The following is a 15,546-nucleotide window of genomic DNA, read 5'->3' as shown; positions in this document are numbered from 1 at the left end:
AAAAGCCATGACCACGACCGATATCCCAATGAACTCGCAGCCCGCGCAAACCATGCAGCGCCTGGAGGAAGACATCCGCAAGTGCGAGGCGGCCGAGGCCGAGCTGACGCGCCGCAATCTGGAGCTGACCGAACTGAACGCGCGCCTGTCGATGGCGCAGCAGCAGCTGATGCAGCAGGAGAAGCTGGCGTCGATCGGCCAGCTGGCGGCCGGCGTCGCGCACGAGATCAACAACCCGATCGGCTACGTGTTCTCGAATTTCGAAACACTCGGCACCTACATCGGGCGCATGCTGGCCATGTTCAAGCTGTACCAGGACGCCGAGGACAGCATCGCCGACCCAGCCGTGCGCGCCGCGCTGCGCGTCGAGCGCGAAACGGCCGACCTGGAATTCCTGATCGAGGACATCCCGGTGCTGATGTCGGAGTCGCGCGAGGGCATCACCCGCGTGCGCAAGATCGTCCAGGACCTGAAAGACTTCTCGCGCGTGGACGCCAACCAGGAATGGCAGTGGGCCAATCTGCACGCCGGGATCGACTCGACCCTGAACATCGTCAGCAACGAAGTCAAATACAAGGCCGACGTCGTCAAGGAGTACGGCCAGATTCCGGATATCGAGTGCCAGCCGTCGCACATCAACCAGGTGATCATGAATATCGTGATCAATGGCGCCCACGCGATCAGCGGCGAACGCGGAAAGATCACCATCCGTACCGGCTGCGACCCGACCCACGTCTGGATCGAGATCGCCGATACCGGGAGCGGCATTCCGCTCGAGATCCAGTCGCGCATTTTCGATCCCTTCTTCACCACCAAGCCGATTGGCAGCGGCACCGGGCTGGGGCTGTCGCTGTCGTACGGGATCATCCAGAAGCACGGCGGCCAGATCGAGGTGCGCAGCGCGCCCGGCTGCGGCACCACTTTCCGCATCACCTTGCCGATTCGCCGCGCGGCGGAGCAGGAGGCGTGATGCAAGCGAATGTTACTGGCGTGGTCCTGTGCGTGGACGATGAACCGCACATCCTGTCGGCACTGCGGCGGCTGTTCCGCACCCAGGGTTACGAGGTGGTGAGCGCCGACAGCGGACGCGCCGGCCTGGAAGTGCTGGCGTCGCGCCAGGTCGACCTGATCATCTCGGACATGCGCATGCCTGAAATGGACGGCGTCGCGTTCCTCGAACAGGCGCGCCAGCATACTCCCGACACCATGCGCGTTTTGTTGACCGGCCACGCCGACGTGAGCCAGATCCTCGACGCGGTCAACCGCGGCGAAATCTACCGCTACATCACCAAGCCGTGGGACGACCACGAGATGACGCTGGTGGTGCGCCACGCGCTCGAGCGCCAGAACCTGGAGCGCGACCGGCGCCGGCTCGAAGCGTTGAGCGTTCAGCAGAACGAACAGCTGCGCGAGTTGAACCAGAGCCTGGAGGCCAAGGTGGCCAGCCGCACCGCGGAGCTGGTCGGCTCGAACGATAAGCTCAAGCGCAATTTCCTGACCTCGATCCAGGTGTTTTCCAGCCTGATCGAACTGCGCGGCGAAAACCTGGCAGGCCACTCGCGCCGCGTCGCCGACCTGGCGCGCCGGATCGCGCTGCGGATGGGGCTCGACGCGCGCGAGACCCAGCAGATCTTCATCGCCGGCCTGCTGCACAACATCGGCAAGATCGGCTTCTCCGACAGCATGCTGGACCTGCCGGTGCCGCGCATGAACGGCGAGCTGCTGGGGCTTTACCGCAGCTATCCCGCGCGCGGCGAGCAGCTCCTGATGCCGCTCGAGGACCTGCGCGACGCGGCCACGCTGGTGCGCGCGCACCAGGAGCGCTTCGACGGCGAAGGCTTCCCGGACCGGCTGGCGGGTCTCGACATCCCGATCGGGGCGCGCATCCTGGCGCTGGCCAGCGATTACGACAACCTGCAGATCGGCACCCTGAGCGAGCGCCAGTTGCGGCCCGACCAGGCGGCGAAGATCGTGATCGAGAGCAGCGGCAAGCGTTACGATCCGGCGGTGGTGGCCGCGTTCGGCGAGGTCACCACCGGCAAGAACCCGGTCGAGGCCCTGCGCGACACCGGGCTGCCGGTGGCCAAGTTGAAGCCCGGGATGCGCACCACGCGCGACCTGGTGACGAAGGAAGGCTCGCTGCTGCTGTCGGCCGACCACGTGCTGACGGAGCGGATGATCCGCCAGATCGGCGATTTCGAACGCACGTCCGGCTCGACGTTCCTGGTGTATGTGAAATTGAAAGCGGAGGCGGCATGAGGCGCGTACTGTTGGTCGACGACGAGGCGCGCGTGCTGAGCGCACTGCAGCGCACATTGCGCCCGTTCCTGCAGGAGCAGGATGCGGAGATCGAGGCGTTCACCGACCCGGAGCAAGCGCTGCTGCGCTGCGCCGAAGTCACGTTCGACATCGTGATGTCGGACTACCGGATGCCGGGCCTGACCGGCGCCGACTTCCTGCAGCTGGTGAAGGGCGTGCAGCCCCAGGCGGTGCGGCTGATGCTGAGCGCATCGACCGAGTTCGCCGAAGTATCGCACGCGATCAACCGCGCCGAGGTGTTCCGCTACGTCGCAAAGCCGTGGGAAGGCGAGGAACTGAAGAAGATCTTCCTGCAGGCGTTCGGCCGCCACGACGAGGCGGTGCGGCTGCGCCAGCCGCCCGCGCTGTCCGCGCAGGAGCTCGAGGCGCGCAAGCTGGAGCGGGAGGAGCCCGGCATCACGCAGGTGCGGCGCGCGCCAGACGGCTCGATCTACCTCGATTAGCCCATCCGTGCGGCGCATCGACCGGTTCTGCGTTCACAATAGGGAGTTGCCCGACCAATTGCGGAGAGACCATGCGCATCGCCACCTTCAACATCAATGGAATGAACGCCCGGCTGCCGGCCCTGCTGGACTGGCTGGCCGAGACCCGGCCGGACGTCGCCTGCCTGCAGGAGCTCAAGACGCCGCACGAGAAATTCCCGGAGGCGGCGATCCGCGAGGCCGGCTACTTCCCCATCTGGCACGGCCAGAAAAGCTGGAACGGCGTGGCGATCCTGGCGCGCGGCGGCGAGCCGCTGGAAGTGGGGCGCGGCCTGCCGGGTGATCCCGAGGACGAGCAAAGCCGCTATATCGAAGCGATCGTGGACGGCATCCTGATCGCCTGCCTGTACCTGCCCAACGGGAATCCCGCGCCCGGTCCGAAGTTCGACTACAAGCTTAAGTGGATGGAAAGGCTGATCGTCCACGCGAAGCAGTTGCTCGACAGCGGTGCGCCGGTGGTGCTGTGCGGCGACTTCAATGTGATTCCGACCGAAGCGGATGTCTACAAGCCGGAGCGCTGGGTCGATGACGCGCTGTTCCGCACCGAGACGCGCGCCGCATTCGACCGGCTGATGGAGCAGGGCTGGACCGATGCGCTGCGCACCATGCATCCGGGCGAGACGATCTTCACCTTCTGGGACTACTTCCGCAATGCGTATGGCCGCGACGCTGGCCTGCGCATCGACCACCTGCTGCTCAGTCCCGCGCTGGCGCCGGCGCTGAAAGCGTCCAACGTGGACCGCGACGTGCGCGGGCGCGAGAAACCGAGCGACCACGCGCCGACATGGATCGAACTGGACCTGGGCCTGCAGGGCAAGTGAAACGGGGTCAACCCTTTATCGCGGGTCAGGCGCGCGATTCGGGCAGCAGGGAAAAAACGTGCGCCGCGATCGGTGCGTCATTGAGGCGCAGGCGGTTCCTCGCCAGGCATTCGTGCGTGGCGCCAGCCTTGCGCGCCACCGCGATGCTGGCAGCGTTACCGTCGGCGATGACAAGCTCCACCCGCGTCAGCGCCAATTCCTCGAACGCATACCGGCAAAGCGCGGCGACGGAAGCCAGGGCGGCGCCTTGCCGTTGCGCGGACTCGCGGACCCAGTATCCAAGATTGCAGAAGCGGTAGTTGGGATTGAATTGATTGAGCCCGGCGCCCCCGACCAGCGCGCCTCCGTCTCGCCGGAAAATCCCGAATTCGTGGGCGCTGCCGTTTGCGCGGGCGCTCTCGCAGGAGTCGAACCAGGTCAGCGCGTCCGCCTCGCCGAAGCCGGCGCCAGCCCAGGGCATCCATTTGCCCACGGTCGCCATCGATTCGCTCACCGCGGCGGCAAAGGCCGGCGCATCCGAGGGCGTGAAGGGGCGCAGCACGAAGGCGCCCGCGCACAGCGAGGTCATGGCCGCAGCGACTTCGTCATGAATACGCTGTGGCGGTCTTCCTTGTAGTCGCCGAACGGCGCGCAGGGGGTGAAGCCGGCGCTTTCGTACAACTGCTGCGCCGGCCGGAACGATTCCATCGACCCGGTTTCCAGATACAGCCGCTGGTAGCCGCGCTCCCGGGCCTCATTAATAATATGCGCCAGCAGCGCCCGTCCGGCGCCGCGCCGGCGCAGTGCGTTCGGCGTGCGCATCGACTTGATCTCGCCGTGCGCCGGATCGAGCTCGCGCAGCGCGCCGCATCCGAGCAGCTGGTCGCCGTCCCACGCCGACCAGAACGTGATCGAGGGATCGCGCAGCCGTTCCAGGTCGAGCGCATGCACGCTTTCGCGCGGGGACTGTTCGTACATGCTCTGCAAGTGCTCCGCAAGCAGGGCGTGGATCGCGGGATGGGTCAGGTCGTCGGTGACTATTTTCATAGGCACCGATTCTAAGAGATTGTTTGGCGTCTTGGCAATAAAAGCATATTGCTTGAGCGATATCAATCCTCTTTCAATTACCAGCTTGTTAAAACGCAAGCATCATGCGAACTTGCATGATCCTTCCCCTTACCGGAGATCCGCATGCGCATCAGCCCCGTCAAACTGGCGTTCGCCGCCCTGGCCTTCTGCGCCTGCGCCGCGCAAGCCGACGAAACCTGCAATTCGCCTTACATGTCGAACCTGATCAAGGGCCAGGAAGACTTCCTGTACGTGTGGACGCTCGGCGTGCCGGGCATGGGCGACGGCTCCGACAAGCTGGTCACGCTGGACGTGAACCCGGCTTCGAAACGCTACGGCCAGGTAGTGGCGCAGGTGTCGGTGGGCGGGCGCGGCGAGGCGCACCACGTCGGCTTCACCGACGACCGGCGCTTCCTGTGGGCCGGAGGCCTGGACGACAGCAAGATCTACGTGTTCGACGTGCATGCCGATCCCGGCAAGCCGAAACTGGTCAAGACCATCAGCGACTTCAGCGCGCGCACCGGCCTGGTCGGCCCGCACACGTATTACGCGATGCCGGGCCGCATGCTGATCGGGGCTCTGTCGAACGCGAAGGATCACGGCGGCGCCACCGGCATGGCGATGTACAGCAACAAGGGTGACTTCATCAGCAAGTACGACATGCCGACCACCAAGGGCGGCGACGGCTACGGCTACGACATCGCCATCAATCCCGCGAAGAACGCCATGCTGACGTCGAGCTTCACGGGCTGGAACAATTACATGAAGGACCTGGGCGCGCTGATGAAGGACGCGCCGGCGATGAAGCAGTTCGGCACGACCATGGTGATGTGGAACCTGAAGGCGATGCAGCCGGAGAAGGTGTTCAACGTGCCGGGGGCGCCGCTGGAGATCCGCTGGTCGCTGAAGGAGGGCGACGACTGGGCCATCACGGCCACCGCGCTGACCTCGGCCCTGTGGCTGGTGAAGAAGGACGCGAAGGGCGAGTGGCAGGCGAAGCAGGTGGCCACCATTGGCGATCCGGCCAAGATCCCGCTGCCGGTCGATATCTCGATCAGCGCCGACGGCAAGGCGCTGTGGATCAATACCTTCATGGACGGCATGACGCGCCGCTTCGACCTGTCCAATCCGGAGGCGCCGAAGGAGACCTATGCGAAGCACACCGGCTCGCAGGTGAACATGGTCTCGCAAAGCTGGGACGGCAAGCGCGTCTACGTCAGCAGTTCGCTGCTGGCCAACTGGGACAAGAAGGGCGCCGACGACGAGCAGTTCGTCAAACTGTTCGGATGGGACGGCAAGGAGCTGAAGGAAACCTGGAAGGTGGACTTCTACAAGCTCAAGCTCGGCCGCGCCCACCACATGAAGCTGGGCGCCAGGGCGGCCCAAGGCTACGCTAGCGCCGCCCAAGGCTCGCCAACGCTGGCGGCGAAGTAGGACCGTGGCGCTGCGCTTCATCGGCCGCGCCGCGGCGTCGCTGCTGGCGTTGGCCATGCCCGCGGAGGGCGCCGCCCAGATCGCGACACTGGGCTTCGTGCCGCCCGCCGCCGGCAGCTACCGGCTCGAGCACATCATGCCCGCGCCCGACGGCCCTGTGCTCGACAGCGACGGCAGCGCGCACCGCCTGCGTGATTTCACCACCGGGAAGATCACGCTGTTCTCATTCATCTACACCTACTGCACCGATGCGCGCGGCTGCCCGCTGGCCTACGCCACCTTGCACGCGCTGAAGGAGACGCTGGCCGCCCATCCGGCCCTGCGCGACCGGGTGCGCCTGGTGAGCATGAGCTTCGATCCGGCTTTCGATACCCCCGAAGCGATGCGCAGCTACGGCGGGGCGGACGCGCGCGACACCCGCGGGCCGCGCTGGCATTTCCTCACCACGCGCTCGGGCAAGCAGCTCGCGCCCTTGCTCGACGGCTTTGGCCAGGATGTCGACGTGGTCTCCCAGCCGGCCAACCAGCGCGCGCCGGTGCTGAGCCACATGCTCAAGGTCTACCTGATCGACGCGCAGGGCAGCGTGCGCGAAATCTACACCACTTCCTTCCTGCACCCGGCGGTGCTGCTCAACGATATCAAGACGCTGGTGCTGGAACGGCCCGTCCGCTGACACTCCGAAAACGCACCAAATTGGTGCAATTTCGTTCAACGTGCGGTTATGGTCCCACAACGGCGCTTTATCGGTGGCGTTCATCCGCAACACATTCCGCGCTTTTATTTCTCAATCGCAAGAATAATTGCACAATTGCAGTATCATTTCGTCCTGGACGAAATTCCCCCTTCCCGAACCTCCCCGACGACGAACGATGAACAAACTAAAAGTAGGAACGCGCCTGATGCTCGGGTTCGGTTGCGTGTGCGTATTGCTAATAATTTCCATTGCCCTTGGCCTCAGCAAGATTTCCGCGCTCAACGACGGTACCAAATTCATCGTCGACAACAAGTTTCCGAAGATCGAGCAGTCGCACGTCCTGCTCGAACAAGTGGACGCTTCCGTAATCGCCGCCAACAACATGATGCTCAACGACGACGAGGCCGACCGCCAGCGCCAGATCCAGGCCATCATGGAATCGCGCAAGGTCGGCGCCGACATGCTCGAACGGCTGACCGGGGCAATGGTCACGCCGGACGGGCAGGCGATGATGGGCGCCATCCATGCGGACCGCGAGAGGTACCAGGCCGCCCAGGACAGGCAGATCGCCCTGATCCAGGCCGGCAAGCTGGAAGAGGTCAAGGCATATTCGATCAGGGAGGTACGTCCGCTGCTGGCCGCATACAAGGCTGCGCTTGGCAAGATGATCGAGCGCCAGACGGGCCAGATCCAAGCAACCGCGCTGGCCGCCAGGCAGGCCTACATCGATGCGCGCAACCAGCTGATCGGCATGGGCGTTCTGGCCCTCGCCGTCGCCGCCACGATCGCCGTGCTGATCTCGCGGGGCCTGCTCCGGCAATTGGGCGGCGAACCGGATTACGCGGCCGAGATCGCCGGCGCCATCGCCGCGGGCAAGCTCGGCGTGCACGTTGCGCTGGCGAAGAACGACAGCGGTAGCCTGATGTTCGCGATCGAAGCGATGCGCGCCCAGCTGGCGGGCGTGGTGCGCGACGTGCGCGCCGGGACCGACCTGATCGCCACCGCGTCGGGCGAAATCGCCGCCGGCAACCAGGAGCTGTCGGCGCGTACCGAGCAGCAGGCCGGCGCACTGGAGGAGACCGCCTCGTCGCTCGAAGAGCTGACGTCCACCGTGCGCCAGAACGCCGACAACGCGCGCCAGGCCAATGTGCTGGCGGAGTCCGCGTCGAACGTGGCGGCGCAGGGCGGCGCCGTGGTGGCGCAGGTGGTGACCACGATGGAATCGATCGCGGCGTCGGGCAAGAACATCGTCGATATCATCGGCGTCATCAACGGCATCGCGTTCCAGACCAACATCCTCGCCCTGAACGCGGCGGTGGAAGCGGCGCGCGCCGGGGAGCAGGGCCGCGGCTTCGCGGTGGTGGCGTCGGAAGTGCGCACGCTGGCGCAGCGCTCGGCCGAAGCGGCCAAGGAAGTGAAGAACCTGATCGACCGCTCGGTGCAGGAGACCGACGCAGGCAGCCGGCTGGTCAACGAGGCCGGCCAGACGATGTCGGCGATCATCGACAGCGTGCAGCGCGTGACCGACATCATGGGTGAGATCAGCGCGGCCAGCGCCGAGCAAAGCGCCGGCATCGAGCAGATCAACATGGCGGTGCTGCAGATGGACCAGGTGACGCAGCAGAATGCGGCGCTGGTAGAGGAAGCGGCCGCGGCCTCGGCTTCGATGCAGGACCAGGCGGCGAGCCTGTCCCGCACGGTCGGCGTGTTCGCGCTGGCCGGCCGTCCAGCGCCTGCGTTGCGCCGGGGATCGGTTGCGCAGAAACTGATCCCCGCACTTGTGGATTAAGGGCAACAGACATTGCGCAAAGGTAATATGACGCGTGATTTTCTGTTAGAATTTTTCAATACCTTTATTTATCACCGTCCTCCCTTCGCAAGCTTCGCCTTGCCCTGCAATTCTCCGTGCCGGACCGAATCCCCGTCCCGCGCAATGGCCGGTCCAATTTTCGTCAACGTTAGAGAACAATGAACAATTTAAAAGTTGGAACCCGGCTGAGCCTGGGATTTGGATGCGTGTGCCTGTTGCTGCTCATTACGATCGGCCTGGGCATCAGCAAGGTCGCGGCGCTCAACGAAGGCACCAACTACATCGTCGACAACAAGATGCCGAAGATGGAAATGGCGCACACGCTGCTGGAGAACGTCGACGCGATCGCCATCGCTTTGCGCAACATGATGCTCAACCCGAACGAAGACGACCGCAAGGGCCAGCTCGAGACCATCATGGCGGCCCGCAGGAAGGTCGACGACATCATGGCCCGGATGGACAAGGTCCACGTCACCGTCGAAGGCCGGGCGTTGCTCGCCCGCGTCCAGGACGCGCGCGCCAGGTATATGAAAGGCCAGAACGAGTTGATCGCACTGATCCAGGCCGGCCGGGAAGACGAATCGAAGCAATACCTGGTCAAGGAACTGCGTCCGGTCCTGCTCGCGTACAAGGAAGTGCTGGCCATCCTGATCAAGCACGAGGCCGATGGTATTGCTATCACCGCGAAAGCGGCGCAACAGACTTACACCGATTCGCGCAACCAGCTGATCGGCCTTGGCGTGCTGGCGCTGGCGCTGGCCGGCGTGACCGGCACGCTGATCACGCGCCGCCTGCTTAAACAGCTCGGCGGAGAACCGGATTACGCGGCCGAGATCGCGGGCGCGATCGCCGCGGGCAACCTCGGCGTGCACGTCGCGCTGGCGAAGAACGACAGCGGCAGCCTGATGTTCGCGATGGAAGCGATGCGCGCCCAGCTGGCCGGCGTGGTGCGCGACGTGCGCGCCGGGACCGACCTGATCGCGACCGCGTCGGGCGAAATCGCCGCCGGCAACCAGGAGCTGTCGGCCCGCACCGAGCAGCAGGCCGGCGCGCTTGAGGAAACCGCGTCGTCGCTCGAAGAGCTGACATCGACCGTGCGCCAGAACGCCGACAACGCGCGCCAGGCCAATGTGCTGGCGGAGTCCGCGTCGAACGTGGCCGCGCAGGGCGGCGCCGTGGTGGCGCAGGTGGTGACGACGATGGAATCGATCGCGGCGTCGGGCAAGAACATCGTCGATATCATCGGCGTCATCAACGGCATCGCGTTCCAGACCAATATCCTCGCCCTGAACGCGGCGGTGGAAGCGGCGCGCGCCGGGGAGCAAGGGCGCGGTTTCGCGGTGGTGGCGTCGGAAGTGCGCACGCTGGCGCAGCGCTCGGCCGAAGCGGCCAAGGAAGTGAAGAACCTGATCGACCGCTCGGTGCAGGAGACCGACGCCGGCAGCCGGCTGGTCAACGAGGCCGGCCAGACGATGTCGGCGATCATCGACAGCGTGCAGCGCGTGACCGACATCATGGGCGAGATCAGCGCCGCCAGCGCCGAGCAAAGCGCCGGCATCGAGCAGATCAACATGGCGGTGGTGCAGATGGACCAGGTGACGCAGCAGAATGCGGCGCTGGTCGAGGAAGCGGCCGCGGCCTCGGCCTCGATGCAGGACCAGGCGGCGAGCCTGTCGCAGGCGGTCGGCGTGTTCACGCTCGACGCGGCGATGGCGCCGACCGATTCGCGCATCCGCCATACCGGTGCGCGCGCGCCGGCGCAACGCCTTCTTGCTGCGTAAGCATCGCCGGGGTCTGGTCCCGCGGACCTGACCCCATTTTGCGTCGTAGTGAAGATGGGGTCAGGTCCGCAGGACCAGACCCCGATGTAGAATAGGTTCCCTTCTCAAGGAGCCTGCAATGACGATCGCCGCCACACCCGCGCCCCCATACTACGCCGTGATCTTCACCTCGATCCGCACCGACGGCGACGAGGGCTACGGCGCCATGGCCGATGCGATGATGGAGAGCGCGGCGCGCCAGCCCGGCTTTCTCGGCGTCGAATCGGCGCGCGAGGAGGTCGGCATCACGGTGTCCTACTGGGCCAGCCTGGATGCCATCTCCTCCTGGAAGCAGGACGCCGCCCATCTCGTCGCGCAAAAGCTCGGCCGCGACAACTGGTACGCCGCCTACAAGACCCGCATCTGCCGGGTCGAGCGCGACTACGATTTCAACGCCGTTTAATTCGCCAGGTTCTTCGCCACGATCGCGTCCGTCGCGGCGCGCGCCTGCTCGAGCGGCTGGCTCAGCGCGGTCGTCGCGTAACGCTGCGTTGCCGGCGCCTGCACCGCGCCCAGCGCGCCGCCTTTCTGCGTGATGTCCACCGACGCCGTGGCCGACAGGCCCACGCGCAGCGGATGCTCGGCCAGCTCCTTCGGATCGAGCGCGATCCGCACCGGCACGCGCTGCACCACCTTGATCCAGTTGCCGCTGGCGTTTTGCGCCGGCAGCAGGGAAAACGCGCTGCCGGTGCCGGCGGACAGTCCCAGCACCTTGCCGTGGAAGGTCACCTTGCCGCCGTACATATCCGCCTCCACGGTCGCCGGCTGGCCGACCCGGATGTCGCGCAATTCGGATTCCTTGAAGTTCGCCTCCACCCACAACTGGTCGAGCGGAACGATCGTCAGCAGCGGAGCGCCCGGCGTGATGCGGCTGCCAACCTGCACGCTGCGCTTGGCGACATAGCCGGACACCGGCGCGACGATCGCGTTGCGGCGCGCTGCCAGCCAGGCGGCGGTGTAATCGGCGCGCGCGGCAAGCACATACGGATGCTGGGCCAGCGCCACGCCGGAGACGCCGGCGCGCGCGGCGCCCGACTGCTTGCGCGCCACCTCGAGCGCGGCGCGGGCGTTGTCCACGGCCCGGCGCGCATGGGCGATGTCCTCGCCCGAGACCGTGTGGTCGGCGGCCAGCGGCAGGCGCCGCGCCAGGTCGTCCTGCGCCGCCTTCAGCTCGATCTCGCGCTGCGCCACCTGGGCGTCGAACTGGTCGACGTTCGAATAACGCTCGCGCTGCTGGCGCACCACCGAGGCGAGCTTCGCTTCGGCCTGGTTCAGCGCAACCTGGGCGTCCGACGGATCGAGCTTGATGATCTCGGCTCCGGCCTGCACCATCTGGGTTTCGTCGGCGGCGATCTCGATCACGCTGCCGGCCACCTGCGACGAGACGGTCACCAGGTTGCCGCCCACGTAGGCGTTGTCGGTGTCGGCGCGGCCGGACAGCACCAGCTTGTAGTAGGCGAAGTAGGCCAGGCCGGCCAGGATGAAGAGCGCCGTGATCGCAATCAGGACGGTGCGGCGTTTGTTCGGGTTCGTGGTTTCAGTTGTCATGGTGTCGCTTATTGGGTGTGTTCAATCCGGTAACCGCCGCCGAGCGCCTTGATCAGCGCGACTTCGGTCTGTAATGCGGCGTCCTGCAGCTGCAGGCGCAGGTCTTCCTGGCGCAGCACGCCTTGCTGCGCTAGCAGCAGCGCGGCGCGGTCGGCCAAGCCCTGGTTCATGCGTTTGGTTGCGCTGGCGGCCAGCGCGGCGGCCGAGGCGTGGGTGGCCGCATGCGCCGCGGCCTGTTTCTCCAGGCCCTGCAGCGTGGCGCCTTCCTCGGCCACTTCGGCTACGGCGCGCTGCACCGATTGATTGTAGTCGGCGATGGCGGCGTTGCGGTCGGCGCGTGCGACGCCCAGGTCGGCGTCCAGGCGCTTGCTGTCGAACAGCGGCAGCTGGATCACCGAGCCGATCATCATGGTGCGGCTGTCAGGGCGCAGCAGCCTGCCGATCGAGACCGCATCGAGGCCGAACGCCCCGGCCAGGTTGATGTCCGGGTAGAAGGCGGCCTGGCGCGCGGCCACGCGGCCAAGAGTCGCCTCGACGCGCCATCGCGCCGCCTGCAGGTCGGGCCGGCGCGCCAGCAGTTCGATACCAAGCCGCGAAGGCAGGCTGGCCACGCCCGGGGCGACCGGGCGGCGTTCCAGCGTGGCCAGGTCCTCGGGGCCGGCGTCGATCAGCGCGCGCAGCGCTTCCTTCTCGCGTCCGGCCTGCGCCGCCAGCGCCGCTACCTGTTCATTCAGGGCGCCCAAGTCGCGCTCGGCGGTGTTCTGTTCGTCGATGTTGGCCAGGCCGCGCGCGATGCGCGCCTTGCGATCCGCGACGACGGCGCGCTGCAGCGCCGCGAGCGCCTGCGTGTTGTCGATGCGCGCCCACAGCACCTGCAGCCGGAAGTAGGTCTGCGCGACCGCCGCGGCCAGGGTCTGCTCCGCCTGGCGCGCTTCGGCCCGGCGCGCATTGACGTCGCCCAGCGCGGCGGAAACCATCGCGCGGTGCTTGCCCCACCAGTCGAAGTCGTAGCCCGCCTTCACCTGCACGGAGGCGTCGTTGAAGAAATTGCCGCCGATCGGCTCGGGGAACAGGCCGTTGCCGGAGTAGCGCTGGCGGTTGGCGCCCACTTCGAGGCCGACGGAGGCGCCGCCCTCGGTGCCGGCCACGCCCAGCGCGGCGCGCGCCTGCGCGACACGGCTCGCGGCCACCGCCAGCGTCGGGCTGTCATGCAGCGCCTGGTCGATCAGCACGTCGAGCTGGGCATCGTGGTAGCGGGTCCACCAGCGCGCTTCGGGCCAGCCGTCGCGCGCCAGCCGGATCGACGCGGCGTGCTGGGCGCGCGTGAAATCGGGCTCGGCCGGGCGCGCGCTGTCGTAGGGGACGTGGGCGCAGCCGGCCAGCGCGGCCAGCAGCGGTAACAGTGTGAATACTCGCACGTTGAATTGCTTTTTCATGGTTAATCGAGGGCGGCATGGTCGACCGGCGCCGGCGCGGCCGCTTTCGGCTTGCGCACCAGCAGCAGCAGCGGGATCACCGCGAGGGTCAGGATCATCATCAGCCAGTAGTCGTCCACGTAGGCGATCATCGAGGCCTGACGCGTGATCTCGCCGTTCAGCGCCGTCATGCCAGCGCCGCTGGACAGGTTGTAGATGGTCGAGACGCCGGCGTCCTGCAGCGCCGGGTTGGCGTAGTTGACGTGGGCGCCCAGCGAGGCGTGGACGGTCTGGGTGTTACGCACCAATAGCGTCTGCACCAGGGCGATGCCGATCGACGAGCCGATGTTGCGCACCAGGCTGTAGACCGCCGTGCCTTCGGCGCGCATCGCCGGCGTCAGGGTGGCGAAGGTGGCGGCCGACAGCGGCACGAACACCAGCCCGAGGCCGATGCCCTGGATGATGCCTGGCCAGACGATGTCGCTGCGCGAGAGCACCAGCGTGTAGTGCGTCATCTGCCACAGCGAGAACGCGGTGATGCCGAAGCCCAGCGCGAGCAGGACGCGGAAATCGACCTTGCCGGTCAGGCGTCCGACCACCAGCATCGCCAGCATGGTGCCTAGCCCGCTCGGCGCGGTCACCAGGCCGGCCAGCGCGGCCGGGTAGTTCATCAGCGACTGCAGCATCGACGGCATCAGCGCGCGCGTGGCGAACAGCACCATGCCGACGATGAAGATGAACAGCAGGCCGGTGACGTAGTTCGGGTTCTTCAGCAGCCGGTAGTCGAGGAAGGACTGGCCGGCGGGGCGCGTCGCGGTGTGGGCGACGAAGTAGGCCGCGCTCATCGCCAGCAGGATCGCTTCGACCCAGGTTTCGGTCGAGCCGAACCAGTCGTTCTGCTCGCCGCGGTCGAGCAGCATCTGCAGCGCGCCGATGGCCAGGCTGAGGGTGACGAAGCCGAAGGTGTCGAAGCGCATGCGGCGCGGCGCGGCGGTGGGCTTGATGTACTTCCAGATGCCGTAGAAGGCGAGGGCGCCGACCGGCACGTTGATGAAGAACACCCAGCGCCAGTCGTAGCTGTCGGTGAGCCAGCCGCCCAGGGTGGGGCCGAGGATCGGTCCGATCATCACGCCCATGCCCCACACGGCCATCGCCGAGCCGTGCTTCTCGCGCGGATTGATGTCGAGCAGGACCGCTTGCGACAGCGGCACCAGCGCGGCGCCGAACAGGCCTTGCAGCACGCGCGCCAGGACGATCTGCGTCAGCGAGCCGGACAGACCGCACAGTACGGAAGCGACCGTGAACCCGGCCACCGAGACGAGGAAGATTTTCTTCAGGCCGAAGCGGTCGCACAGCCAGCCGTTGAGCGGGGTGGCGATCGCCGCGGCGACGATGAACGAGGTCAGGACCCAGGTGATCTGGTCCTGCGACGCCGACAGGCTGCCCTGCATGTGCGGCAGCGCGACGTTGGCGATGGTTCCGTCGAGCGCCTGGATGATCGTGGCGAGCATGATCGAGACGGTGATCATGCGCCGGTTGATGCCGGTCTCGGTCACAGCGGCCCTTCGATGCGCGCCTGCAGCGTCTCGAGCAGCGCGGTGGCGGCGGCCAGCGCGGCCGGATCGACGCCGGCCATCAGGCTGGCGCGAAATTCGTCGGCGCGCTGCTTGACCTTGGCGTACATGCCGCGGCCGGCGTCGGTCAGGCGAATCAGCTTGACGCGCCGGTCCAGCTCCGACGGCGCGCGCAGCACCAGGCCCGCGGTGACGAGCCGGTCCACCATCGCCACGATGGTCGGGCCTTCCACCCCCAGCAGGTCGGCCAGCTGCTTTTGCGACAGGTCGGCGTCGGACTTGGCGATCATGGCGATGGTCATCCAGCCGGCCTGCGACAGGCCCAGGTCCTTCAGACGCGCATCGATCGCCTGACGCCAGCTGCGTGCGGTGCTGTGCAACGCGGAAGAGAAGCGGGCGGACAGCTCGGTATCAGGTAGAGGGGTCATCATTTGCCATGAAATGAGTAGAGATCTATCTATTTTAGCGGTTTCAGTGCGCTCGTGCAACACAATAGCCTCGGGTGCGCGGGTAAATACCCTATAATTCGCCCATTCCACGTGGAAACTCCCGTGCCCTTTCCCCAACCACGAACAACAGAAT

General features: G+C 66.4%; 15 protein-coding genes. 9 read left to right on the top strand and 6 right to left on the bottom strand.

Annotation, left to right across the window (positions count from 1 at the left end; genetic code table 11):
* The first annotated feature begins 7 nt into the window (after positions 1-7).
* The 4 genes from Q4S45_RS09655 to xth all read left to right on the top strand — a co-directional run bounded on the left by Q4S45_RS09655 (position 8) and on the right by xth (position 3,622).
* Positions 8-970, top strand: a complete 963-nt coding sequence (locus Q4S45_RS09655; protein ID WP_305511340.1) for an ATP-binding protein — start codon at positions 8-10, stop codon at positions 968-970.
* A complete protein-coding gene (locus tag Q4S45_RS09650; RefSeq protein ID WP_305511338.1) occupies positions 970-2,259 on the top strand; it encodes an HD domain-containing phosphohydrolase in 1,290 nt (429 codons plus the stop codon). The genes Q4S45_RS09655 and Q4S45_RS09650 overlap by 1 nt, the downstream gene beginning before the upstream one ends.
* Positions 2,256-2,762: a response regulator gene (locus Q4S45_RS09645; RefSeq protein WP_305511336.1), complete on the top strand. Its 507-nt coding sequence runs from the start codon at positions 2,256-2,258 to the stop codon at positions 2,760-2,762. The genes Q4S45_RS09650 and Q4S45_RS09645 overlap by 4 nt, the downstream gene beginning before the upstream one ends.
* Positions 2,763-2,833: 71 nt before the next feature.
* A complete protein-coding gene (gene xth / locus Q4S45_RS09640; RefSeq protein ID WP_305511334.1) occupies positions 2,834-3,622 on the top strand; it encodes an exodeoxyribonuclease III in 789 nt (262 codons plus the stop codon).
* 25 nt (positions 3,623-3,647) lie between these two features.
* Here the strand turns inward: xth and Q4S45_RS09635 are convergent, their stop codons facing one another.
* Both Q4S45_RS09635 and Q4S45_RS09630 read right to left on the bottom strand, forming a co-directional pair.
* The gene (locus Q4S45_RS09635; RefSeq protein ID WP_305511333.1) at positions 3,648-4,190 is read right to left on the bottom strand and encodes a GNAT family N-acetyltransferase; all 543 of its coding nucleotides are present in this window, start codon (positions 4,188-4,190) and stop codon (positions 3,648-3,650) included.
* Positions 4,187-4,648 (bottom strand): GNAT family N-acetyltransferase, encoded by a 462-nt coding sequence (locus tag Q4S45_RS09630; RefSeq protein ID WP_305511331.1) that lies wholly within the window; start codon positions 4,646-4,648, stop codon positions 4,187-4,189. Before Q4S45_RS09630 ends, Q4S45_RS09635 begins: the two co-directional genes overlap by 4 nt.
* 144 nt (positions 4,649-4,792) lie before the next feature.
* Between Q4S45_RS09630 and Q4S45_RS09625 the strand changes: the two genes are divergently transcribed.
* From Q4S45_RS09625 to Q4S45_RS09605, 5 genes are all read left to right on the top strand, one after another.
* Positions 4,793-6,103: a selenium-binding protein SBP56-related protein gene (locus Q4S45_RS09625; protein WP_305511329.1), complete on the top strand. Its 1,311-nt coding sequence runs from the start codon at positions 4,793-4,795 to the stop codon at positions 6,101-6,103.
* A 4-nt stretch (positions 6,104-6,107) separates the two neighbouring features.
* Complete coding sequence (locus Q4S45_RS09620; RefSeq protein WP_305511327.1) at positions 6,108-6,776, top strand: SCO family protein; 669 nt, start codon at positions 6,108-6,110, stop codon at positions 6,774-6,776.
* A gap of 196 nt (positions 6,777-6,972) precedes the next feature.
* Entirely contained in the window at positions 6,973-8,586 is a 1,614-nt protein-coding gene (locus Q4S45_RS09615; RefSeq protein ID WP_305511325.1) for a methyl-accepting chemotaxis protein, read from the top strand.
* Between the two features lie 179 nt (positions 8,587-8,765).
* Entirely contained in the window at positions 8,766-10,388 is a 1,623-nt protein-coding gene (locus Q4S45_RS09610) for a methyl-accepting chemotaxis protein (RefSeq protein WP_305511323.1), read from the top strand.
* Positions 10,389-10,506: 118 nt separating this feature from the next.
* The gene (locus tag Q4S45_RS09605) at positions 10,507-10,830 is read left to right on the top strand and encodes an antibiotic biosynthesis monooxygenase (RefSeq protein WP_305511322.1); all 324 of its coding nucleotides are present in this window, start codon (positions 10,507-10,509) and stop codon (positions 10,828-10,830) included.
* Here the strand turns inward: Q4S45_RS09605 and Q4S45_RS09600 are convergent.
* From Q4S45_RS09600 to Q4S45_RS09585, 4 genes are read right to left on the bottom strand one after another with little or no spacing between them, the layout of a single operon-like run.
* Entirely contained in the window at positions 10,827-11,975 is a 1,149-nt protein-coding gene (locus tag Q4S45_RS09600; protein WP_305511321.1) for an efflux RND transporter periplasmic adaptor subunit, read from the bottom strand. The genes Q4S45_RS09605 and Q4S45_RS09600 overlap by 4 nt on opposite strands.
* 8 nt (positions 11,976-11,983) lie before the next feature.
* The gene (locus tag Q4S45_RS09595; RefSeq protein ID WP_305511320.1) at positions 11,984-13,411 is read right to left on the bottom strand and encodes an efflux transporter outer membrane subunit; all 1,428 of its coding nucleotides are present in this window, start codon (positions 13,409-13,411) and stop codon (positions 11,984-11,986) included.
* A 2-nt stretch (positions 13,412-13,413) separates the two neighbouring features.
* Entirely contained in the window at positions 13,414-14,946 is a 1,533-nt protein-coding gene (locus Q4S45_RS09590) for an MDR family MFS transporter (protein WP_305511318.1), read from the bottom strand.
* On the bottom strand, positions 14,943-15,395 hold the full coding sequence (locus Q4S45_RS09585) for a MarR family winged helix-turn-helix transcriptional regulator (RefSeq protein WP_305511316.1): 453 nt from the start codon (positions 15,393-15,395) through the stop codon (positions 14,943-14,945). Before Q4S45_RS09585 ends, Q4S45_RS09590 begins: the two co-directional genes overlap by 4 nt.
* Positions 15,396-15,546 lie beyond the last annotated feature (151 nt).

It is taken from the genome of Massilia sp. R2A-15 (assembly GCF_030704305.1).
Taxonomy (GTDB): domain Bacteria; phylum Pseudomonadota; class Gammaproteobacteria; order Burkholderiales; family Burkholderiaceae_D; genus JAFCUW01.
Note: the sequence above shows the minus strand (reverse complement) of the source record. Positions and strands in the feature narration are given on the sequence as shown.